Source organism: Mycobacterium asiaticum (genome assembly GCF_001673635.1).
In the GTDB taxonomy this organism is placed as follows: Bacteria; Actinomycetota; Actinomycetes; order Mycobacteriales; family Mycobacteriaceae; genus Mycobacterium; species Mycobacterium asiaticum_C.
On sequence record NZ_LZMH01000035.1, the window covers coordinates 230,284 to 252,080 of the forward strand.

20 protein-coding genes are annotated in these 21,797 nt (G+C 67.1%); 12 read left to right on the forward strand and 8 right to left on the reverse strand.

Features of this window, described 5'->3' with window-relative positions; genetic code table 11:
• Positions 1–49: 49 nt before the first annotated feature.
• The 3 genes from A5645_RS09540 to A5645_RS09550 form a co-directional block, all read right to left on the reverse strand.
• Positions 50–640 (reverse strand): fasciclin domain-containing protein, encoded by a 591-nt coding sequence (locus A5645_RS09540; protein ID WP_065034364.1) that lies wholly within the window; start codon positions 638–640, stop codon positions 50–52.
• Positions 641–723: 83 nt separating this feature from the next.
• Positions 724–2,451, reverse strand: coding sequence for a cytochrome c biogenesis protein DipZ (locus tag A5645_RS09545; RefSeq protein WP_065129333.1), 1,728 nt, complete (start codon positions 2,449–2,451; stop codon positions 724–726).
• Positions 2,452–2,561: 110 nt separating this feature from the next.
• On the reverse strand, positions 2,562–3,212 hold the full coding sequence (locus tag A5645_RS09550) for a fasciclin domain-containing protein (RefSeq protein WP_065129334.1): 651 nt from the start codon (positions 3,210–3,212) through the stop codon (positions 2,562–2,564).
• Between the two features lie 121 nt (positions 3,213–3,333).
• Between A5645_RS09550 and dxr the strand changes: the two genes are divergently transcribed.
• From dxr to A5645_RS09610, 12 genes are all read left to right on the forward strand, one after another.
• On the forward strand, positions 3,334–4,536 hold the full coding sequence (gene dxr / locus A5645_RS09555) for a 1-deoxy-D-xylulose-5-phosphate reductoisomerase (protein ID WP_155767930.1): 1,203 nt from the start codon (positions 3,334–3,336) through the stop codon (positions 4,534–4,536).
• 19 nt (positions 4,537–4,555) lie between these two features.
• Positions 4,556–5,770 (forward strand): M50 family metallopeptidase, encoded by a 1,215-nt coding sequence (locus A5645_RS09560; RefSeq protein ID WP_065034360.1) that lies wholly within the window; start codon positions 4,556–4,558, stop codon positions 5,768–5,770.
• A 19-nt stretch (positions 5,771–5,789) separates the two neighbouring features.
• Entirely contained in the window at positions 5,790–6,962 is a 1,173-nt protein-coding gene (gene ispG / locus A5645_RS09565) for a flavodoxin-dependent (E)-4-hydroxy-3-methylbut-2-enyl-diphosphate synthase (RefSeq protein WP_065034359.1), read from the forward strand.
• Between the two features lie 49 nt (positions 6,963–7,011).
• Positions 7,012–7,866 (forward strand): GNAT family N-acetyltransferase, encoded by an 855-nt coding sequence (locus A5645_RS09570; protein ID WP_065034358.1) that lies wholly within the window; start codon positions 7,012–7,014, stop codon positions 7,864–7,866.
• An 81-nt stretch (positions 7,867–7,947) separates the two neighbouring features.
• Positions 7,948–9,759, forward strand: coding sequence for a penicillin-binding transpeptidase domain-containing protein (locus A5645_RS09575; protein WP_065034357.1), 1,812 nt, complete (start codon positions 7,948–7,950; stop codon positions 9,757–9,759).
• A 56-nt stretch (positions 9,760–9,815) separates the two neighbouring features.
• A complete protein-coding gene (locus A5645_RS09580) occupies positions 9,816–10,400 on the forward strand; it encodes a DUF1707 SHOCT-like domain-containing protein (protein ID WP_065034356.1) in 585 nt (194 codons plus the stop codon).
• A 121-nt stretch (positions 10,401–10,521) separates the two neighbouring features.
• On the forward strand, positions 10,522–11,379 hold the full coding sequence (gene map, locus A5645_RS09585) for a type I methionyl aminopeptidase (protein WP_065034355.1): 858 nt from the start codon (positions 10,522–10,524) through the stop codon (positions 11,377–11,379).
• 173 nt (positions 11,380–11,552) lie between these two features.
• A complete protein-coding gene (locus A5645_RS09590) occupies positions 11,553–12,104 on the forward strand; it encodes an alpha/beta hydrolase (RefSeq protein WP_065034399.1) in 552 nt (183 codons plus the stop codon).
• Between the two features lie 8 nt (positions 12,105–12,112).
• The gene (locus A5645_RS09595) at positions 12,113–13,474 is read left to right on the forward strand and encodes a glutamine synthetase family protein (protein ID WP_065034354.1); all 1,362 of its coding nucleotides are present in this window, start codon (positions 12,113–12,115) and stop codon (positions 13,472–13,474) included.
• A complete protein-coding gene (locus tag A5645_RS09600; RefSeq protein WP_301336986.1) occupies positions 13,440–14,189 on the forward strand; it encodes a gamma-glutamyl-gamma-aminobutyrate hydrolase family protein in 750 nt (249 codons plus the stop codon). Before A5645_RS09595 ends, A5645_RS09600 begins: the two co-directional genes overlap by 35 nt.
• Entirely contained in the window at positions 14,186–15,562 is a 1,377-nt protein-coding gene (locus A5645_RS09605; RefSeq protein ID WP_065129336.1) for an aldehyde dehydrogenase family protein, read from the forward strand. The genes A5645_RS09600 and A5645_RS09605 overlap by 4 nt, the downstream gene beginning before the upstream one ends.
• Complete coding sequence (locus A5645_RS09610; protein WP_065034351.1) at positions 15,562–16,344, forward strand: 3-oxoacyl-ACP reductase; 783 nt, start codon at positions 15,562–15,564, stop codon at positions 16,342–16,344. The genes A5645_RS09605 and A5645_RS09610 overlap by 1 nt, the downstream gene beginning before the upstream one ends.
• A gap of 12 nt (positions 16,345–16,356) precedes the next feature.
• Here A5645_RS09610 and A5645_RS09615 read toward each other — a convergent pair whose 3' ends face one another.
• The 5 genes from A5645_RS09615 to A5645_RS09635 are packed head-to-tail and all read right to left on the reverse strand — an operon-like array spanning position 16,357 to position 21,768.
• Positions 16,357–17,472, reverse strand: a complete 1,116-nt coding sequence (locus tag A5645_RS09615; RefSeq protein WP_065129379.1) for an alkaline phosphatase family protein — start codon at positions 17,470–17,472, stop codon at positions 16,357–16,359.
• A 20-nt stretch (positions 17,473–17,492) separates the two neighbouring features.
• On the reverse strand, positions 17,493–18,251 hold the full coding sequence (gene hypB / locus A5645_RS09620) for a hydrogenase nickel incorporation protein HypB (RefSeq protein ID WP_065034350.1): 759 nt from the start codon (positions 18,249–18,251) through the stop codon (positions 17,493–17,495).
• 23 nt (positions 18,252–18,274) lie between these two features.
• The gene (gene nicT, locus A5645_RS09625; RefSeq protein WP_065129337.1) at positions 18,275–19,351 is read right to left on the reverse strand and encodes a Nickel transporter NicT; all 1,077 of its coding nucleotides are present in this window, start codon (positions 19,349–19,351) and stop codon (positions 18,275–18,277) included.
• A 33-nt stretch (positions 19,352–19,384) separates the two neighbouring features.
• A complete protein-coding gene (gene mtr, locus A5645_RS09630) occupies positions 19,385–20,764 on the reverse strand; it encodes a mycothione reductase (protein WP_065034348.1) in 1,380 nt (459 codons plus the stop codon).
• An 8-nt stretch (positions 20,765–20,772) separates the two neighbouring features.
• Positions 20,773–21,768, reverse strand: coding sequence for an alpha/beta hydrolase (locus tag A5645_RS09635; RefSeq protein WP_065129338.1), 996 nt, complete (start codon positions 21,766–21,768; stop codon positions 20,773–20,775).
• Positions 21,769–21,797 lie beyond the last annotated feature (29 nt).

A 21,797-nucleotide genomic window follows, 5' to 3' on the forward strand; every position in this document is an offset into this window, starting at 1 on the left:
ACGAATTCCCCCGGGGCAGGTCAGCACCCGGGGGAATCGCCTTGGCCGGTTACGCGGGCGGCATCAGGACCGTGTCGATCATGTACACCTGCGCGTTGGCCGTCGACACTCCGCCGCAGACCAGGCCGGCGTTGTTCACCCTGATGTTGTTGCCCTGGCCGGTCACCGTGACGGTGCCGCCCTGCAGGGTCTTGTGCGTGCCCAGCACCCGGGCCGGACTGGCCTGACCCGACACCACGTGATAGGTCAGGATGTTGTTCAGCAGCGCCGAGTCGGTCTTGAGCTGCTCGATCGTCGCCGGCGGCAGCTTATTGAACGCGGCGTCGGTGGGTGCGAACACCGTGTACTGACCGCTGTTGAGGGTGTCGACGAGATTCACCTGCGGGTTCAGTTTGCCCGACAGCGCCGAGGTCAGGGTGGTCAGCATCGGGTTGTTGGCCGCGGCCTCAGTGACCGGCACCTGCGACATGCCCTGCACGGACGCCGGTCCGCTCGGGTTGGTGGCGGCGTAGTCCGCGCAACCGGGGCCGACCAGGTCGCTGGCCGCCGCGGTGGGGGCCAGGGCAACACCGAAGGCCACCCCGCCGGCCATCAGCGCGGCCGTGAAACCGGTTGCTGCAATCGACTTTCTGGCTTTCATGCTCGTTCTCCTCTTTGAGTGTCATTGAATGCTGGCTATCCCCGACACTGCTGATTCGGAGCGGATCGGATTCCGGATGGGTCTCAGCCGTAGGTGAACGAAAAAAGCTGCAATCCTTTGCTCGGCCGCACCTCGATGGTCCCGGCCGACTGCGCCGTGTCGGCGACGATGTGGTGCGACGTCGGTGGTCCGCCGATCGGCAGTGCGGTGGGTTTGCCCTTGCGCAGCACCGTGAGGGTGCCGGTGCCACCGACGACGAGGTAGACGTCCTTGGCGTGGTAGTTGAGCTTGACCGCCGAATCCTCGCCGGTCGCCGTCGCGCCCTGGTAGTCCAGCGCCCAGGGGCCGGTCAAGGCGAAGCTGTCCGACGCCAGGTTCGGCGGGTAGCGGAACGTCGCCGATCCCTCGTCATACACGCCACCGCCGCCGTAATTCGTTGCCTTGCCGACGGCGAAGTAGGTCTCGGCCGTGGTGAAGGTCTTCGGTGTCATGTCGGGCGCGTCCACCGGGGCCGGGAGTTGGGTGCCCGGCTTGGCGTCAGTGAGCAACTGCCGGATCAGCGCTTCGGTCGCGTCGTAGTCGCCCTCGCCGAATTGCAGGTGCCGCACGGTGCCGTTGGCATCGATCAGGTACTCGGCGGGCCAGTAACTGTTGCGGTAGTTCGTCCACGTCGAGTAGTTGTTGTCCAGTGCGACTGAGTATTTGATGCCCAGGTCGGCCGCGCCCTTGGCGACGTTCTCCGGCACCTTCTCGAACGCGTACTCGGGAGTGTGCACGCCGACGACTTCCAGGCCTCTGTCGTGGTACGCCTGATACCAGCCGACAACATGCGGAATGGCGCGTTGGCAGTTGATGCAGGAATAGGCCCAGAAGTCGATCAGCACCACCTTGCCGCGCAACGCATTCAACGCCACAGGTTGCCCGCCCGGTGTGTTCAGCCAGCCGGTGATGCCGCGCAGATCCGGTGCGGGGCCGCAATTTTGGAGCCGGGTGCCGCCGTTGCCGCAGTTCGACAGCTGCGCGTTCTGGTCGGTAACGATGCCACCCAGCTGTTGCCGGATCTGTTCAGTGCCGCCGACCCTGTCCTGCAGTGACGCGGTGTAATCGGGGATGGCGCGTTGCAGCGCGGCGGGCAGGTTGAACACCAGCGCGACCGCCAGCAGGATCGTGACGAGTCCGGCTCCGATCCGGATCTCGCGCTGGCGACGACGAAATGCGCTGACGCGCTGGGCCACCCGTTGCCCGGCGAGCGCGAAGAACAGCAGCGGCAACGCGGCGCCGACTGCGAACGTAGCGGTGAGCACGACGGTCCCGACGCCGATCTTGGCGGTGGCGCCGGCCACCACGATCGCGGCCAGCACCGGTCCCGCGCACGGCACGTACAGCACCCCGAGCGCGAGACCCAGCCCGAAACCGTTGCCGCGAGTGACGATCTGCTTCTGCGGGATACGCGAGAACGGGCGCTCGAGCAGTTGCTCGAAGCGCGGGAAGATCAGGCCGAGGCCGATCGCGATCAAGGCCAGCAGAGCCACCCACCGGATGGCGTCCTGCGGCAGGCGCAGCGCGGACAGCATGGCGGACCCGAGCAGGGTCACCACACTGAAGCTGAGCACCAGGCCGCCGATCACCCGGTAGGGCCGCGATGCGGCCGTCCGGGTCGGCTTGGTCTGGACGGCCACCGCGCCGTCGGATTGTGTTGGCGCAGTGCTGTTTGCGCCCGAGAAGAAGATCACCGGCAGCACCGGCAGGATGCACGGCGATATTCCGGTGATGAGGCCGCCGAGAAATCCGATCAACGCGAGAGTCCACATGTCAGTTATTCGTCACGACGCCGGTCCCGGATTGGTTCACCGGCCGGCCAAACAAAGGCAGCCCACTCGGAGGTGGGCTGCCTTTGCTCCGACGCCGAATCGGCGAACCGTCATTGACCGGGCGGCATCAGCACCGTGTCGATCATGTAGACCGTCGCGTTCGCGGTGTGCACCCCTCCGCACACCAGGCCCGCGGTGTTGACCTTCAGGTCATTGCCGGCGCCGGTCACCGTGACATCCGCGCCTTGCAGCGTCTTGTGGGTCCCGGGAACCTTGGCCGGGCTCGCCTGACCCGAGACGACGTGGTAGGTCAGGATGCTGTTCAGCAGCTTGGCGTCGGTCTTGAGCTGGTCGATGGTGGCCGCCGGGAGCTTGTCGAACGCGGCGTTGGTGGGGGCGAACACCGTGTACTGGCCGCTGTTGAGAGTGTCGACGAGATTCACCTGCGGGTTGAGCTTGCCGGACAGCGCCGAGGTCAGCGTGGTCAGCATCGGGTTGTTCGACGCCGCTGTCGCCACTGGGTCCTGTGCCATGCCGGTGACCGATCCCGGCCCGGTGGGGTTCTGCGCCGCGTACTCCGAGCAACCTGGGCCGATCAGGTCGGCGGCCGGATCCGCCTTGGCGGGGCTGGGTGCGGCCGTGGCGGTCATGCTGGGCGCCGCCGCGGGGCTCACCTGGGCCGCGGGTTTGCTGCTCGAGCACCCCGCGAGCGCGAGCGCTGCCAGCGCGGCCGCGGCGATTGTCTTGGCATGTGTGTTCATCTCTCCAATTCCTTTGCAACAGAATGGTTTTGAGACGACGGCCGTCGCCCCTGCACTGAGTCATTCGGAGCGGGGCAGGTTGCGGATGGGTCCGAATAGCAAAAAGCGGCACAATGGGTGGGTGACTATCTCCGGTGACGGGCCCGTCGAAGGCCGGGCGCGAGTGCTGGTGCTGGGCAGCACCGGCTCGATCGGTACCCAAGCGCTGGAGGTCATCGCGGCAAACCCGGACCGCTTCGAGGTCGTCGGCCTCGCCGCCGGCGGCAACAACCTCGAGACGTTGCTGCAGCAGCGCGCCGCCACCGGTGTGACCAACATCGCTGTCGCGGACGCCGATGCCGCCGAGCGGGCCGGTGACATCCCTTTCAAGGGTCCCGATGCCGTCACCCGGCTGGTGCAGGAAACCGAGGCGGACGTCGTACTGAACGCTCTGGTCGGGGCACTGGGGCTGCGGCCGACGCTGGCCGCGCTGGAATCCGGCGCACGGCTGGCACTGGCCAACAAGGAGTCACTCGTTGCCGGCGGCCCGCTGGTGCTGCGGGCGGCGCGGCCCGGGCAGATCGTGCCCGTCGACTCCGAGCACTCCGCCATGGCGCAGTGCCTGCGCAGTGGCACCGCCGGCGAGGTCGACAAACTGGTGCTGACCGCCTCGGGGGGCCCATTCCGCGGCTGGTCGGCCGCCGACCTCGAGCACGTCACTCCGCAGCAGGCCGGCGCGCATCCCACCTGGTCGATGGGTCCGATGAACACGCTGAACTCGGCATCGCTGGTCAACAAGGGCCTCGAACTCATCGAGACCCACCTGTTGTTCGGCATCGCTTACGACCGCATCGAGGTCGTCGTGCATCCCCAGTCGATCGTCCACTCGATGGTGACCTTCACCGACGGATCGACGATCGCCCAGGCCAGCCCGCCGGACATGAAGCTGCCGATCTCGCTGGCGCTGGGCTGGCCGCGCCGGGTCGCCGGAGCCGCAATGGCCTGCGACTTCAGCAAGGCCTCCACCTGGGAATTCGAGCCGCTGGACAGCAAGGTTTTCCCGGCCGTCGAGCTGGCTCGGCACGCCGGCGAGGCCGGTGGCTGCCTGACCGCGGTCTACAACGCGGTGAACGAGGAGGCCGCGCAGGCCTTCCTCGAGGGCCGGCTCCGATTCCCGGCAATTGTCGCCACCATTGCCGACGTGCTGCACGGCGCCGACCAATGGGCCGTTCCACCCGCTACCGTGGATGAGGTACTCGAGGCGCAGCGCTGGGCCCGTGAGCGAGCGCGACGCGCGGTCGCTACCGCTGGTTCGGCGCCGGTCAGAGTTTCCGGCTTGGCGTGAGAAAGGTCGTAACAGGCTGATGATGTTCGTTATCGGCATTGTGCTGTTCGCACTTGCCATCCTCATCTCGGTCGCGCTGCACGAATGCGGCCACATGTGGGCGGCGCGCGCCACCGGCATGAAGGTGCGGCGCTACTTCGTCGGGTTCGGTCCCACGCTGTGGTCCACCCGGCGCGGAGAAACCCAGTACGGCATCAAGGCCATCCCCGCGGGCGGCTTCTGCGACATCGCCGGCATGACCCCGGTCGAGGAACTCGCGCCCGACGAGCAGGACCGGGCCATGTACAAGCAGGCGACGTGGAAACGGGTCGCGGTGCTGTTCGCCGGGCCGGGGATGAACTTCGTCATCTGCCTGGTGCTGCTCTATGCGATTGCCTTGATCTGGGGCCTGCCCAATCTGCACCCGTCGAATAAGGCGATCGTCGGTGAAACCGGCTGCGTCGCCCAGGAGGTCTCGCAGGGCAAGTTGGACAAGTGCAACGGCCAGGGCCCGGCCGCACTCGCCGGCATCCGGGTCGGTGACGTCGTCGTCAAGGTGGGCGACACCCCGGTCTCCACGTTCGAGCAGATGGCGACGGCGGTGCGCAAGTTGCACGGCACCGTGCCGGTGGTCGTCGAGCGGGACGGCAAGACCATCACCACCAGCGTCAACGTCGAAAGCACCCGGCGCTACATCCCCACCGGCCAGGGCAACCAGGTCCAGCCCGCCACCGTCGGCGCCATCGGCGTGGGCGCGCCACGCAACGAGCCGACGCAATACAACGCGCTCACGGCCGTACCGGGCACCATCGCATTCGCCGGCCAGCTGACTGTCGAGGTCGGCAAGTCGCTGGCCGCCATCCCGACCAAGGTCGGCGCGCTGTTCAACGCGATCGGTGGCGGCGAGCGCGACCCACAGACGCCGATGAGTGTGGTCGGCGCCAGCATCATCGGCGGCGACACCGTCGACCACGGCCTCTGGGTGGCGTTCTGGTTCTTCCTGGCGCAGCTGAACCTGATCCTCGGTGCCATCAATCTGTTGCCGCTGCTGCCCTTTGACGGCGGGCACATCGCCGTCGCGCTGTTCGAAAAGGTGCGCAACATGATCCGCTCGGCGCGCGGCAAGGTGGCCGCGGCGCCGGTGAACTACCTCAAACTCATGCCGGCGACCTACGTGGTGCTGATCTTCGTGGTCGGCTACATGCTGTTGACCGTCACCGCTGACCTGGTCAACCCCATCCGGCTCTTCCAATAAAGAGAGAAGGCGAACACAAGTGACCGTTGGCCTGGGCATGCCGCAATCTCCGGCGCCCACGCTGGCCCCTCGGCGCACCACCCGTCAGCTGATGGTTCGCGACGTCGGGGTGGGCAGCGACTACCCGATTTCGGTGCAATCGATGTGCACCACCAAGACGCATGACGTCAACTCGACCCTGCAGCAGATCGCGGAATTGACCGCGGCGGGTTGTGACATTGTCAGAGTGGCCTGCCCCCGGCAGGAGGACGCCGACGCGCTCGGTGAGATCGCCCGGCACAGCCAGATCCCCGTCATCGCCGACATCCACTTCCAGCCGAAGTACATCTTCGCCGCCATCGACGCCGGGTGCGCCGCGGTCCGCGTCAACCCCGGCAACATCAAGGAATTCGACGGCCGGGTCGGCGAAGTCGCCAAGGCCGCCGGCGCCGCGGGCATCCCCATCCGCATCGGCGTCAACGCCGGCTCCCTGGACAAGCGGTTCATGCAGAAGTACGGCAAGGCCACCCCGGAAGCGCTGGTCGAGTCGGCTTTGTGGGAAGCCTCGCTCTTCGAGGAGCACGGCTTCGGCAACATCAAGATCAGCGTCAAGCACAACGACCCCGTGGTCATGGTCGCCGCATATGAGCAACTGGCCGCGCAGTGCGACTACCCGCTGCACCTCGGCGTCACCGAGGCCGGCCCGGCTTTCCAGGGCACCATCAAGTCCGCCGTCGCGTTCGGTGCGTTGCTGTCGCGGGGGATCGGCGACACCATCCGGGTGTCGCTGTCCGCACCTCCGGTCGAGGAAGTGAAGGTCGGCACCCAGATCCTGGAGTCGCTCAACCTACGGCCGCGGTCGCTGGAGATCGTGTCGTGCCCGTCTTGTGGGCGCGCCCAGGTGGACGTGTACACGCTGGCCAACGAAGTCACCGCCGGCCTGGACGGCCTGGACGTTCCGTTGCGGGTGGCCGTGATGGGTTGCGTCGTCAATGGCCCCGGCGAGGCGCGCGAGGCCGACCTCGGCGTCGCCTCGGGCAACGGCAAGGGCCAGATCTTCGTCAAGGGCGAAGTGATCAAGACCGTGCCCGAGGCGCAGATCGTCGAGACGCTGATCGAGGAAGCCATGCGGCTCGCCGAGCAAATGGGTGAGCAATCCGAAACGGATCCCGGGACGGCAACAAGCGGTTCGCCTATTGTGACCGTAAGCTGATAGGGCCAAAGCTCACTGGCCCTCGGTTCGCACCACAGAGAGTTTCCCGATGTCGGCTCCGCCCATCCTGCGCCTTGTCGGCGAGCGACGGGTGTCGGTGGTGCGTGACGCCGCCACCGTGTGGAAGGTGCTGGGCGACAACCCCGTCGAATCGTGCATGGTCGCCGCGCGCGTCGCTGACTACGGTGTCGAACCCAATTCGATCGGCGGCGAACTCTGGACTGTTCGCGGCGCCGAGGAGTCGCTGTGCTTCGCCGGCGCGAACCTGATTCCGTTGCGCGGCAACCTGATCGACCTGAGAGCGTTCGCCGACGAGGCCAAAAGCACGGCGCGCCGCTGTTCGTCGTTGGTCGGCCGGGCCGACCTCGTGCTGCCCATGTGGCAGCGGCTGGAGCCCGCCTGGGGGCCGGCGCGGGACGTGCGTGACCACCAACCGCTGATGGCGCTCAACACCCACCCCAGCTGTGCGCTGGACACCGAGGTGCGCCAGGTGCGCCCCGAGGAACTCGACGCCTACCTGGTGGCTGCCGTGGACATGTTTATCGGCGAAGTCGGCGTCGACCCGCGGGTCGGTGACGGCGGGCGGGGTTACCGCCGCCGCGTGGCGAGCCTCATCGCGGCCGGGCGGGCCTGGGCCCGTTTCGAACACGGCCAGGTGGTCTTCAAGGCCGAAGTGGGCTCGCAGTCGCCGTCCGTCGGGCAGATCCAAGGGGTGTGGGTGCACCCGGAGCGGCGCGGGCTGGGCATCGGCACGGCCGGCACCGCGACGCTGGCCGCGGTCATCGTCGGCAGCGGACGGATCGCCAGCCTTTACGTCAACGACTTCAACACGGTGGCCCGCGCCGCCTACGCTCGCGTGGGATTCAAGGAAGTCGGGACTTTCGCCACGGTCCTGCTGGACTAGCTGTTGGACTAGCGCGCGTCACGGTTCGATCTCGGTGTGTCGGCGATGCGGTGACGGCATCTGTTCATAACATCAGTAACGATGGTAACTAGAACAACTCTGGCCTCGTCTGTCACAGGCTTGATGCTGGTCGCGGTGATCGCGCTGCCAGGCTGCACTCCCAAGCCCGAGGGTCCCGGTCCGGCCGCCGAGAGGTTCCTGTCGGCGCTGTCCGTCGGCGACACGGCGACGGCCGCCCAGGTCAGCGACAGCCCCAACGACGCCCGCGAAGCGCTCAACGCCGCCTGGGCCGGCCTGCAGGCCACCCATCTTGACGCGCAGGTGCTGAGTTCCAAGTATGCGGAGGACACCGGCACCGTCGCCTACCGCTTCACCTGGCACCTGCCGAAGAACCGGACCTGGACCTACGACGGCCAGCTGAAGATGGCCCGCGACGAGGGACACTGGCAGGTCCGGTGGGCCACCACCGGGCTGCACCCCAAGCTGGGTGAACACCAGACGTTCGCGCTGCGCGCCGACCAGCCGCGGCGGGCCTCGGTGAACGAGCTAGGCGGCTCCGACGTGCTGGCGCCGGGCTACATCTACCACTACGCGCTGGACGCCAGCCAGGCCGGACCCGCGCTGATCGGGACGGCACATGCCGTCGTGGACGCGCTGAGGCCGTTCAACGACACCCTGAACGATCCGCAGCTCCTCGCCGAAATGGCCAGCTCGACGACCAAGCCGGTCGATCTGGTGACGCTGCTGCCCGACGACAGCAACAAGGTCTTCCCGGCGATCGGCACACTGCCCGGCGTGGTGATCACCCCGCAGGCCGAACTGCTGCCCACCGACCCGCACTTCGCGCCGGCGGTCATGGCGGAAGTAAAGAAGGCGGTGGTCGACCAGCTCGACGGCCAGGCCGGTTGGCGGATCGTCAGTACCAATCAGAACGGTGTCGACGTCGCCGTCCTGCACGAGGTCGAGGGCTCACCGGCGCCGTCGGTATCGATCACGCTGGACCGAGCCGTGCAGGACGCTGCCCAGCATGCGGTCGACACCCGGGGCGGCAAAGCGATGCTGGTAGTGATCAAGCCGTCGACCGGGGAGATCCTGGCGGTTGCGCAGAACGCCGGCGCCAACGCCGAGGGCCTGCTGGCCACCACCGGTCTCTACCCGCCCGGGTCGACGTTCAAGATGGTCACCGCCGGCGCTGCCGTCGAGCGGGACATGGCCACCCCCAACACAATGCTGGGCTGCCCCGGCCACCTCGACATCGGCCACCGCACCATCCCGAACTACGGCGGCTTCGACCTGGGCGTGGTGCCGTTATCCCGGGCGTTCGCCAGCTCCTGCAACACCACCTTCGCCGAGCTCAGCAGCAAGTTGCCGCCGCGCGGCCTCACCCAGGCCGCCAGCCGCTACGGCATCGGGTTGGACTATCAGGTCGAGGGCATCACCACGGTGACCGGCTCGGTACCGCCGACCGTGGATCTGACCGAGCGCACCGAGGACGGCTTCGGCCAGGGCCGCGTCCTGGCCAGCCCGTTCGGCATGGCGCTGGTGGCGGCCACGGTCGCCGCCGGCAAAACCCCGGTGCCACAACTGATCGTCGGCCGGCCGACCGCGGTCGCCGGCGATAACACTCCGATCAGCCCGAAAATGGTCGAGGCGCTGCGCCCGATGATGCGGCTGGTGGTCACCAACGGCACCGCCAAGGACATCGCCGGCTGCGGCGAGGTGTACGGCAAGACGGGGGAGGCCGAGTTCGCCGGCGGATCGCATTCCTGGTTCGCCGGGTACCGGGGCGACTTGGCGTTCGCGGCGCTCATCGTCGGGGGCGGCAGCTCGGAATACGCGGTGCGGATGACCAAAGTGATGTTCGACTCCCTGCCCCCCGGCTACCTGGCTTGACGCGGACCCGGACGCCAGCTCGCGGTAAGTTGCGAGGGTGAGCTTCCGGGGCCGCGATGACTGAGTCCGGCGGGGACATGGTGTCGATGCGGGTGTCGGACGCCGACCGTAACGGGACCATGCGGCGTCTGAACAACGCCCTGGCGCTCGGGTTGATCGACATCGACGAGTTCGAGCAGCGCTCGCGCGGGGTTTCCTTCGCGCGGACCCGCGACGAGCTGGACGGCTTGGTCAGCGACCTGCCCGGGCCGGGTGCGATCGTCACCTCCGCGACCGACCGGGTGGAACTGCGCGGCTGGGCGGGCTCCCTCAAGCGGCACGGCGAATGGACGGTGCCCACCCGGCTGTCGCTGGTGCGGCGATTCGGCAACATCGACCTGGACCTGACCAAGGCGAGGTTCGCCGGACCGGTTGTGGTCATCGAGATCGACATGAAGTTCGGCTCACTGGATCTGCGGTTGCCCGAGGGTGCCAGTGCTTCGATCGACGACGTCGAGGCCTATGTGGGCAGCGCGAGTGACCGTCGCAAAGACCCGCCGGCCGAGGGCAACCCGCACGTGATCCTGACCGGCCAGCTGGTGTTCGGCTCGGTGATCATCCGTGGTCCGCGCCGCGCGCTGCTGCGCCGCCCCAGGTTGTGAGCGCGGGCGTTGATCGACACTGAAAATCTGCAGCGAAAGTGCGAGTGCGGCCCTGCCGGATTTCAGTCTCGGCAACGCAGCGGCACGCGCTTAAGCAGCCCGAATCGCTAAGCTGTCTGCCATGCCTGCTCGTACCGCGCTATCTCCCGGCGTGCTGTCCCCGACGCTGCCGGTGCCCAAGTGGATCGCGCGCCCCGAATACGTCGGCAAGCCGACCGCCAAAGAGGGTAGCGAGCCATGGGTGCAGGAGCCCGAGGTCATCGAGAAGATGCGGGTGGCCGGCCGCATCGCGGCCCGCGCCCTGCAGGAAGCCGGCAAGGCCGTCGCACCCGGCGTCACCACCGACCAACTCGACCGGATCGCGCACGAGTACATGGTCGACAACGGCGCGTACCCGTCGACGCTGGGCTACAAGGGTTTTCCCAAGTCCTGCTGCACGTCGGTCAATGAGGTCATCTGCCACGGGATCCCCGACTCGACCGTGATCGAAGACGGCGACATCGTCAACATCGACGTCACCGCCTACATCAACGGCGTGCACGGCGACACCAACGCGACCTTCCTGGCCGGCGACGTGTCCGAGGAGCACCGGCTGCTGGTCGAACGCACCCACGAGGCCACCATGCGTGCCATCAAGGCCGTCAAGCCGGGACGCGCGTTGTCGGTGATCGGCCGAGTCATCGAGGCTTACGCAAACCGGTTCGGCTACAACGTCGTTCGCGATTTCACCGGCCATGGCATCGGTACCACGTTCCACAATGGTCTGGTGGTTCTGCACTACGACCAGCCCGCCGTTGAGACCATCATCCAGCCCGGCATGACCTTCACCATCGAGCCGATGATCAATCTGGGTGGGCTGGACTACGAGATCTGGGACGACGGCTGGACAGTGGTCACCCGGGACCGCAAGTGGACCGCCCAGTTCGAACACACGCTTCTGGTCACCGACACCGGCGCCGAAATCCTCACCACGCCCTAAGCGTCCCCTGTTTTCGCGTCGCCGGAGTTCGTGACGGCAGCGGATTCAGAGGCAATTCTTGGTGTCGACGTGGCGGTCAATCGCTCCGGCGGTGGGAAACTTGGACGTGATTACCGAAGTGAACCGCGCACGCGAGCCAAATTGCCGGTAACTTTTCGGGAGTGCCCAACTTGATGACGACGCTCGAAGGATTCGCCGTTCCGGTGGCGGTGTCCGGTCCCGAAAACGGCACCGTCGTCGTCCTGCTGGCCGCCGACCAACGCCCGCCCGGCGCGTACGACGCCCTCTGCCAACGACTGCACAACGCGTCATTGCGCACCGTCGTCATCGGCGCAGACCCCCGCCTCACGGCCAAATCGGTCATCGGCCTGCTTGACTCGCTGGGTATCTCCTGGGCGGTGGTGGTGGGCGACCGAGCCAGCGCGGATCTGGCCTGGAAACTGGCGGCCACCAAATTGGGTCGGTTCGCCGGGCTGGTCGCCATTGACCGCGCGCATCCGCGGGTGCCCGATGCGGCCGGCGCGATTCGGGACGACAGCTGCCCGCCGGTAGAGATCGCGACCACGGTCCTGGTGAGTTCGCCGGCCGCCCGGGAGGCGGCCCGGGAGGGCCAGCGGTTCGTCTTCGGTGACTACCGGGTGGTTGATCTGCTCGGACGCCGCAATGCACACGAGTCGACGGCGCAGCTGGCCACCGAAATCGTGCTGCGCACCAGCGGCTGGTAACGACAGTCATGACTGGACTGCTCTCGCGGGCCGACCTGGAACACCTGGTCGCGGCCGGCGAGGTCGACACCGTGGTGGTGGCGTTCACCGATATGCAGGGCCGCCTGGTGGGCAAGCGGGTATCCGGCGCGTTCTTCGTCGAGCAGGTGGCCGCCCATGGCGCCGAGTGCTGCAGCTACCTGCTGGCCGTGGACGTCGACGTGAACACAGTGGCCGGCTATGCGATGTCGAACTGGGAAACCGGCTACGGCGACATGGTGATGACGCCCGATCTGAGCACGCTGCGCCGCATTCCCTGGCAGCCGGGCACCGCGCTGGTGATCGCCGATTTGTCCTGGGCCGACGGCAGCCCGGTCGCGGTCTCGCCGCGCGCCATTTTGCGCCGCCAGCTGGACCGCTTGCAAGAACGGGGGCTGACGGCCGATGTCGCCACCGAGCTCGAGTTCATCGTGTTCGACCAGTCCTATCGCCAGGCATGGGCCAGCGGTTACCGCGACCTCACGCCGGCCAGCGACTACAACATCGACTACGCGATCATGGCGTCGTCGCGGATGGAGCCCCTGCTGCGTGCCATCCGGCTGGGCATGCAGGGTGCGGGCCTGCGCGTCGAAGCCATCAAGGGCGAATGCAACAACGGCCAGCAGGAGATCGGTTTCCGCTACGACGAAGCGCTGATCACCTGCGACAACCACGCCATCTACAAGAACGGCGCCAAGGAGATCGCCGATCAGCACGGCAAGAGCTTGACCTTCATGGCGAAATACGATGAGCGCGAAGGCAATAGCTGTCATATCCATCTGTCGTTGCGGGATGCCGAGGGCACGGCGGTGTTCGCCGACGCCGACGAGCCGCACGGCATGTCGGCCACCTTCGGCAGCTTCGTCGCCGGTCTGCTGGCCGGTTTGCGGGAACTGACGCTGTTCTTCGCGCCGAACATCAACTCCTACAAGCGATTTGCCGACGGTAGCTTTGCTCCCACTGCGGTTGCGTGGGGTCTGGACAACCGGACCTGTGCGTTGCGGGTGGTCGGACACGGAAGCAGCATCCGGGTCGAGTGCCGGGTGCCCGGCGGCGATGTCAACCAGTACTTGGCGGTGGCGGCGGTGATCGCCGGCGGTCTGTACGGTGTTGAACAAGGACTGGAGCCCGGTGAGCCCTACGCCGGTAACGCCTACCAGGCCGGCGATGTCGAGCGGTTGCCGACCACGCTGGCCGAGGCCGCCCAGGTGTTCGGGACGTCGGAGCTGGCCCGCGCCGCCTTCGGCGACGATGTGGTCGCCCACTACCTGAACAACGCGCGCGTGGAACTGACGGCGTTCAACGCCGCGGTCACCGATTGGGAGAGGATTCGCGGTTTTGAACGCCTCTAGCAGCGTCGTCGTCGGTTTGACGATGTACCTCGAGCAGATTCGGACCGGGGTCTGGGACATTCCGGCGGCCTACCTGCCCGCCGACTACTTTGAGGGCGTGATGCTGGCCGGCGGCATTCCGGTGTTGCTGCCGCCGCAACCGGTCACCACCGACACTGTCGAGCGGGTGCTGAACAGCCTGGACGCGCTGGTGATCACCGGCGGATACGACCTGGACCCCGGCGCTTACGGACAGCAACCCCACCCCACCACCGACCGGCCCCGCGGCGACCGCGACGCGTGGGAGTTCGCGCTGTTGCGCGCCGCGGTGCAGCGGCGGCTACCCGTCCTGGGCATCTGCCGCGGCGCGCAGCTGCTCAATGTCGCGTTCGGCGGCACCCTGCACCAGGACCTGCCCGAGGTGATCGGCCATTCCGGGCATCGCGCCGGCAACGGCGTGTTCAGCAGGCTGCCCGTGCGCACCGTTTCGGGCACCCGGGTGTCCGCGTTGCTCGGCGACACCGCCGATGTGCCGTGCTATCACCACCAGGCCATCGACAGGGTCGGCGACGGCTTGGTGGTCGGCGCCTGGGACGCCGACGGGGTGGTCGAGGCGGTGGAGCTGCCCGGGGACACCTTTGTGCTTGCGGTGCAATGGCATCCGGAGAAGTCGCTGGACGACCTGCGGCTGTTCACCGCCCTGATCGACGCCGCGCGATCGCACGCACACCGATGACCGCCACCGAACTGATCAATCCCGCCACCGAGGAGATGCTGCGGACGGTCGAACACGTCGACGTGGCGGGCGTCGACGAGGCGGTGGCGCGGGCGAAGTCGGCACAGCGCCGCTGGGCACGGCTGGCGCCGGCCGAGTGGGCCGGCGCCCTGCGCGCCTTCGCCGCTGTCGTCGACGCCCACGTCGACGAACTCGCGGCGCTGGAAGTGGCCAACTCCGGCCATCCGATCGGCTCGGCCAAATGGGAGGCCGGCAACGTCCGCGACGTGCTGCAGTATTACGCGGCAAGCCCAGAACGTCTGTCCGGCAAGCAGATTCCGGTCGCCGGCGGAATCGACGTCACCTTCAACGAGCCGATGGGCGTGGTCGGGGTGATCACGCCGTGGAACTTCCCGATGGTGATCGCGATGTGGGGGATCGCCCCGGCGCTGGCCGCCGGCAACGCGGTGCTGGTCAAGCCGGCCGAATGGACACCGCTGACCACCATCCGGCTCGGCGAGCTGGCCGTCGAAGCCGGGTTGGACCCGGACCTGTTGCAGGTACTGCCCGGCCGGGGATCGGTGGTGGGGGAGCGGTTGGTCACCCATCCCGACGTCCGCAAGGTGGTGTTCACCGGGTCCACCGAAGTCGGCAAGAAGGTGATGGCCGGCGCTGCGGCGCAAGTGAAGCGGGTGACCCTGGAACTGGGCGGCAAGAGCGCCAACATCGTGTTCGCCGACTGTGATCTGGCGCGCGCGGCCGCGACCGCGCCTGGCGGGGTCTTCGACAACGCTGGCCAGGACTGCTGTTCCCGCAGCCGAATCCTGGTGCAACGCAGCGTTTATGACCGGTTCATGGAATTGCTCGAACCGGCAGTCAAAAGCGTCGTGGTCGGCGACCCGGCGTCACGCGATACGGAGATGGGCCCCCTGGTTTCCCGCCCGCACTGGGAGAAGGTGGCCTCCTACGTGCCCGAGGGCACACCGGTGGCGTTTCGGGGCAGCGCACCGACCGGTCCCGGGTTCTGGTTTCCGCCAACCGTTCTCACCCCGCAGCGCACCGATCGCAGTGTGACCGAGGAGATCTTCGGGCCGGTCGTGACGGTGTTGCCGTTCGACGACGAGGGCGATGCTATCGAGCTGGCAAACCACACCGAATACGGCCTGTCCGGCTCGATCTGGACCAATGACCTGTCCCGGGCACTGCGGGTGTCCCGGGCGGTGGAAGCCGGCAATCTGTCGGTGAATTCGCACTCCTCGGTGCGCTACAGCACCCCGTTCGGTGGATTCAAGCAGTCGGGTCTGGGTCGTGAGCTCGGCCCGGACGCGCCCTTGCATTTCACCGAGACCAAGAATGTGTTCATTGCCGTCAACGACTTCGAAGGGGAGGCCTAGTGGTTGCAGTTGACCTGACTCAGCGGCTGGCGGGCCGGGTGGCGGTGATCACCGGCGGCGGCAGCGGTATCGGCCTGGCCGCGGCGCGGCGCATGCACGCCGAGGGCGCGACGGTGGTCATCGGTGACATCGACGCCGATTCCGGCGGCGCGGCGGCCGAACAACTCTCCGGTCTGTTTGTCCCGGTGGATGTTTCCGACGAGGACTCGGTGAACAAACTTTTCGACTCCGCGGCCGGCACCTGCGGTTCGGTCGACATCGCATTCAACAACGCCGGGATCTCGCCGCCCGAGGACGACCTGATCGAGAACACCGAACTGGCGGCCTGGCAGCACGTGCAGGACGTCAACCTGAAGTCGGTGTATCTGTGCTGCCGGGCGGCGTTGCGGCACATGGTGTCGGCGGGACGTGGGTCGATCGTCAACACGGCATCGTTCGTGGCGGTACTGGGCTCGGCGACGTCGCAGATCTCCTACACCGCGTCCAAGGGCGGTGTGCTGGCCATGTCGCGGGAGCTCGGTGTGCAGTTCGCCCGGCAGGGCATCCGCGTCAATGCGCTTTGTCCGGGGCCGGTCAACACGCCGCTGTTGCAGGAGTTGTTCGCCAAGGACCCCGAGCGCGCGGCGCGGCGTCTGGTGCACGTGCCGTTGGGCCGGTTCGCCGATCCTGACGAAATCGCCGCAGCGGTGGCGTTTTTGGCCAGCGATGACGCATCCTTCATCACCGCGTCGACGTTCCTGGTCGACGGCGGCATCAGTTCCGCCTACGTGACCCCGCTCTAGAACGGGTTGCTGCTAGAGCAGCTCTATCAGCGGGATCGCCATTTCGGCCGGGGTGCCGGCGCCGTGAAAGCCGACGAGGCGGGCCGTCTCCGGCGGTTCGTGTGCGGTAGCCAACACCGCGGAATCGCTCGTGCAGACCACCACGACGTCACCGATCCGGGCGAGGTGCCGGGGATCCATCGGACCGAACAGACCTGAAGCAACGGCCTCGTCGCGGGCCAGCACGTCGGCCCGACCGGCGAGGATTTCGCGCCACGCCGACAGGACGTCGGCTGTCGCACCGGGCTCGGTGTGCAGATACCGAACTCGCGGTTCACCGGCGACCACTCGGATGCCCGCGCGCAACCGTGGGTCGGCGTCCAGGTCGATGCGCGCGTCCGGCGGCACATTGAGGCCGCCGTGGTCGGCGGTCACCAGCAGTGCGGCGCCGGCCGGCATCGCCTCGACCAGCCTGCTCAGCAGCGCGTCGACCCGAGCAGCCGCCTCGTGCCATTCGATGGATCCCACACCGAAGACATGCGCCGCGGTGTCCAGGTCTGCGGTGTAGCCGTACACCAGGCCCGGCGCGGCACGTAGCTCGTCGATCATCTGTTGGGCGTAGTCGTCGTCGGATCGGACGGGTACGAAATACGCGCCGCGATAGGCAGCCTCGGTCAGCCCGCTGCCGATGAACCACTCCGGCAGTACCGCACGCGCGCCGACCCCGGCGCGTGCCGTCCGCTCGAACCACGTGGGAACGGGCTGCCACTGCTCAGGCGGGGGTTCGTCGCGCCAACGGATGTGGCTGAGCACGCGGTCGGTGCCGGGGATGTTAAGCGTGAAGCCCAGGATGCCGTGTTCACCGGGCTGGGCGCCGGTACCCAGGGACGCCAGGCTGGTCGGCGTGGTGGACGGGAAAGTGCAGCACAACCGGCGCAAGCGGCCCACGTCGCCGGCCACCACGGACGCGAGCAGCGGCGCGTCACCGGCCAGCTCCGGCAACAGGTGCCAGCCCATTCCGTCGACGAGCACCACCGCCACCCGGTCGACGGCACCGATCGACGCCCACAGGCCCAGCGTGTCGTCGGCGCCTGGTACGCCCAGCAACGCGGCCGTGCTGGGCAGCACCTCGCATATTGAGTTGGGCACGACGTCAGTGTGGCACGAAGTCACGCGGTCACGGTGCCGTCGGCGAATCGTCGTAACCAGCCGAACCAGGCGGTCATTCCGGTGCCGGTGCGGGCGCTGATCGGCAGCACCGTGGCGGCCGGGTTCACCTGGCGGACGTGTGCGATGTAGGCGTCGACGTCGACATCCAGATAGGGCACCAGATCTATCTTGTTGAGCAGAACCAGATCGACGGCACGGAACATGACCGGGTACTTCAGCGGTTTGTCTTCGCCCTCGGTGACCGAATAGACCATCGCCTTGGCGTGTTCGCCGACGTCGAACTCCGCCGGGCATACCAGGTTGCCGACGTTCTCGATGATCACCAGATCCAGGTTCGGCAGGTCCAAGCCGGGCAGGGCCCGGTTGACCATCGGCGCGTCGAGGTGGCACTCGCCGCCGAAACCGTTGCTGGTGTTCAGCAGTGACACCTGGGCGCCGCGCCCACTGAGTTTGGCGGCATCCAGGTCGGTCGCGATGTCACCCTCGATCACACCGATGGCGAGTTCCCCGGCGAGCTCGTCCAGCGTCGCCTGCAGCACGGTCGTCTTGCCCGATCCCGGTGAGCTCATCAGGTTCAGCGCCCGAATCCCGTTGTTGTCGAAAGCGGCACGATTGAAGTCCGCCCGCACGTCGTTTTCGGTGAAGATCTCCTCTAGCACCTCGGCGCGCTGCGCACCGGTGTCGTAGTGGCTGTGGTCGCCGTGGTCGTGCTCATGGCTGTGCACGGTCCCATCGTCGTGGCGGTGGAATCTGCCCATTGCGAGCACCTTTCACGAGACGGTCATGGCGATTCGGCAGCGGCGGCCGAAGTCCACTTTTCCTCAATACGACCGTAGCGCCACACCAGCAGGGCCAGCGCCCAGGCGGCCACGAACATTCCCACCACGACGAAGCCGATCGTGTTGAGGTCCAGACCCGCCAGCCAATCCCAGAACGGGCCCTGCCAATGGAGCTGCTCGGCGAACAGGCCGAGCAACTCCACGGTGCCGATCAGCAACGCGACTACCACAGACAGGCCGGTGATCGCGATGTTGTAGTAGATCTTTCGCACCGGATTGGAGAACGCCCACCCGTACGCGAAGTTCATGAAAGAGCCGTCCACGGTGTCTAGCAAGCACATTCCCGCGGCGAAAAGCACCGGCAGGCACAGGATGGCGTACCAGGGCAGCCCGGACGCCGCGGTGGTGCCGGCCAGCACCAACAGGGCGATCTCGGTGGCGGTGTCGAAACCCAGGCCGAACAGAATGCCTACCGGGTACATGTGCCAGGACTTCCCGATCGATCTGGTGAAGCGGCCGAGAAAACGGTTGATCAATCCCCGGTTGTCCAGCTGCCGCTCGAGTTCGGCTTCGCTGAATACGCCCTGACGCAATTTGATGAAGACCCGCATGACGCCGATCAGCACGAGGACATTGAGGATCGCGATCAGATAGAGGAACAGCCCCGAGACGCTGGTGCCGATCAGACCCGTGTAGTGGCGCAGCTGCGAGTCGTCCTGCTGCACCGGTCCGACAACGGCCCGCAACCCGAACGCCAGCAGCAGGGCCAGTGCGAACACCACGGTGGAATGGCCCAGCGAAAAGAAGAATCCGACGGCAAGTGGTCGTTGCCCGTCGTCCATCAGCTTGCGGGTGGTGTTGTCGATTGCCGCGATATGGTCGGCGTCGAAGGCGTGCCGCAAGCCAAGGGTGTATGCGGTGAGGCCGATGCCGATCCCGAAAGCCTTGCCGCCCAGCGTCAAATGGGCCGGCTCCACGACCAACAGCAGCGTCGCCCAACCGATCAGGTGCAGCCCGGCGATGACGGCGAACATCGTTCCCAACCGCCACCACTGCACTGACGACAGACCCATCGTCATCGGAGCGGCGTCACGGGGAGTCACCGGCCGGAGTCAGTCCAGGCCCAGCAGAGCGTTCTCGACCACCTCGGACAGCGCCGGGTGAATCCAGTACTGACCACGCGCCATCTCGTGGGCGGTGAGCCCGAAGCTCATCGCCTGGATCAGCGGTTGAATGAGCGACGAAGCCTGATAACCCATGAAATGCGCACCAAGCAACTTGCCGGTGCCGCGCTCGGCGATCAGCTTGACCACCCCGGTGGTGTCCTCCATCGCCCATCCGTAGGCGACGTCACCGTACTCCTGCAGTTTCACCGAGATGTCGTATCCCTGTGCCAACGCTTGGTTTTCGGTCAACCCGACGCTGGCCAGCTGGGGATCGGTGAAAACCGCCGACGGTACGAACCGGTGGTCGGTGACCTGCATTGAACCGGTGTCGTCCCAGTCGCACAGCAGGTTGTGCTGCACCACCCGAGCCTCATGGTTGGCCACATGCTTGAGCTGGTACGGCGAGGAAACATCGCCTAGCGCGAAAACGTTACGCGCCGTGGTCCGTTGGTATTCATCCACCACCACCCGGCCCTGCGCGACGTCGACACCGGCCTGATCGGCGTCCAGCAGATCGGAGTTGGCGACGCGGCCCGTGGCCACCAGCAGCAGGTCGGCGTCGAGCGTGCTGCCGTCGTCCAGTTCGAGTGCGACGCCGTGGCCACGGTTTGCGGCGTTGACCACATTGCGCAACGCGCGCAGCTCCCATTTGTTGGACGCGATGCGGGTGAACCGCTCGCAGATGGCGTCGTCGGCGTGCTTCAACAGGGTGCCGCCACGCATGATGATGGTCACTCGCACCCCGAGGGCGGAGAAGACATGCGCGAATTCCGCTGCCACGTAACCGCTTCCGACAATCGCCAGGTGCTCGGGCAGTTCCGGGATGCGCATCACGGTGTCGCTGGTGTGGTAGGTGACGCCGGACGCCGCGATGGCCGGCGGCACCGTGGCCCGGGAGCCCGTCGCGATCACCACCTGATCCGCGGTGAACTCGTCGCCGCCGTCGGTGCGCAGCAGGTAACGGCCGTCGGACTGGACCGGCCCGAACCGGGTGTGCTGGCTGTAGACGTCGACGTTGGGCAGCGCCCGCCGATAATCCTCGCCGCTGTGCGCGATCGGGTCGATGCGTCCGAAGATGCGCGAAACGATGTCGTCCCAACGCACCCCGTCGATGTGCGCGTCCACGCCATAGCGCGCGGCGTCCCGGACGGTCTGCGCCACCTCGGCGGCATAGACGAACATCTTGGTCGGGATGCACCCGACGTTCAGGCAGGTGCCACCGAAGGTGCCCTGCTCGCAGATCGCCACCCGCTTCTTGGTGAACCGTTGGTCGACGATCGTGTTGCCCGACCCGGTTCCGATGATGGCAAGGTCGTAGGTTTCCATTGGGCTGCTTACCCTTTCCCTGACAATGCCGAGGCGGTGCTGAGGTAGTCGTCGAGCCAGCGGTCGAGATGGCGATAGGCTATCCGGCGGGGTTGCTCCACGGACAGGAACACATCGTGTTTGGCGTCGGGCACCGGGATGATGGTGCTGCGGTTCCCGATACAGCCCGCCCAGCGGGCGATCTGACTGACGTCGAGCACCGCGTCGCCGCGTTGCAGGGCGGCCGGTCCGGCGTCCTCGCTCACCGTGTGATCCGACCGCAGAATCAGGTTCGGCACACCCACGTCGAGCCCGCGGTGCAGCCGCGCATGGCCGCGGCGTATCGCGTGCAACCAGCCGAATGTCACCGGGAACCCGCCCAGCGGCTTCCATTCCAGGTTGTAGTCGAACTCGCCGTGGTAGTCGCGGTGCAGGCTGGAGCCGTAGCCGCCGGTACCGCTGGCCCGCGCGATCCCCTTACTGCGCATGCGCGACACCGCCGCGATGGTCGCCGTGGTCACGCCGAGGCGCAGGATAGCCCGGCCCTGCAGATCCAGGAACGGGCTGTTGAGCACCAGGCCAGTCACACCGTTCAGCGCGTCCTTGCGGCGCAGCCGGTCCAGCCATAGCGAGACGATCAGGCCGCCTGCCGAATGCCCGTACATCAGCACCTCGACGGCCGGGGACTGCTCGCGGATCACGCCGACGGCTCGGCTGAGCTCGTCGTCGTAGTAGGCGAGATCGGTGGTGAAGTGCGGCGTCTGGCCCGGCCGCCGGGATCTGCCGCACTTGCGCAGGTCGAGCGCGTAGAACGTGAAGCCGCGCTCGGCGAAGTGGTTGGCCAGCGCGGTGTTGAAGAAATAGTCCGTATAGCCGTGTACTGCCAGCACCGCCCGGTCCGCCGAGGGTCTGTCGCCGCGCCGTATCAGCGTCCCGACGACCTCGCCCTCACCGTCGGGATCGGGTCCCAGCGCAATGGTGCATTGCCAGTAACCGGGCAGGACATCGGGCACCCAGCCAGTCACGCAGGCAAGCTTAGAGCGCGATCGGAGCC

What these genes read in the sequence shown, in the direction of transcription:
- A5645_RS09580 (WP_065034356.1), top strand. Translation starts at nt 9,816, where the DNA reads ATGACTGAGTCCGGCGGGGACATGGTGTCGATGCGGGTGTCGGACGCC.
- A5645_RS09575 (WP_065034357.1), top strand. Translation starts at nt 7,948, where the DNA reads ATGGTAACTAGAACAACTCTGGCCTCGTCTGTCACAGGCTTGATGCTG.
- A5645_RS09545 (WP_065129333.1), bottom strand. Translation starts at nt 2,451, where the DNA reads ATGTGGACTCTCGCGTTGATCGGATTTCTCGGCGGCCTCATCACCGGA.
- A5645_RS09550 (WP_065129334.1), bottom strand. Translation starts at nt 3,212, where the DNA reads ATGAACACACATGCCAAGACAATCGCCGCGGCCGCGCTGGCAGCGCTC.
- A5645_RS09595 (WP_065034354.1), top strand. Translation starts at nt 12,113, where the DNA reads ATGACTGGACTGCTCTCGCGGGCCGACCTGGAACACCTGGTCGCGGCC.
- map (WP_065034355.1), top strand. Translation starts at nt 10,522, where the DNA reads ATGCCTGCTCGTACCGCGCTATCTCCCGGCGTGCTGTCCCCGACGCTG.
- A5645_RS09570 (WP_065034358.1), top strand. Translation starts at nt 7,012, where the DNA reads ATGTCGGCTCCGCCCATCCTGCGCCTTGTCGGCGAGCGACGGGTGTCG.
- A5645_RS09540 (WP_065034364.1), bottom strand. Translation starts at nt 640, where the DNA reads ATGAAAGCCAGAAAGTCGATTGCAGCAACCGGTTTCACGGCCGCGCTG.
- hypB (WP_065034350.1), bottom strand. Translation starts at nt 18,251, where the DNA reads ATGGGCAGATTCCACCGCCACGACGATGGGACCGTGCACAGCCATGAG.
- A5645_RS09605 (WP_065129336.1), top strand. Translation starts at nt 14,186, where the DNA reads ATGACCGCCACCGAACTGATCAATCCCGCCACCGAGGAGATGCTGCGG.
- A5645_RS09590 (WP_065034399.1), top strand. Translation starts at nt 11,553, where the DNA reads ATGACGACGCTCGAAGGATTCGCCGTTCCGGTGGCGGTGTCCGGTCCC.
- A5645_RS09560 (WP_065034360.1), top strand. Translation starts at nt 4,556, where the DNA reads ATGATGTTCGTTATCGGCATTGTGCTGTTCGCACTTGCCATCCTCATC.
- mtr (WP_065034348.1), bottom strand. Translation starts at nt 20,764, where the DNA reads ATGGAAACCTACGACCTTGCCATCATCGGAACCGGGTCGGGCAACACG.
- nicT (WP_065129337.1), bottom strand. Translation starts at nt 19,351, where the DNA reads ATGACGATGGGTCTGTCGTCAGTGCAGTGGTGGCGGTTGGGAACGATG.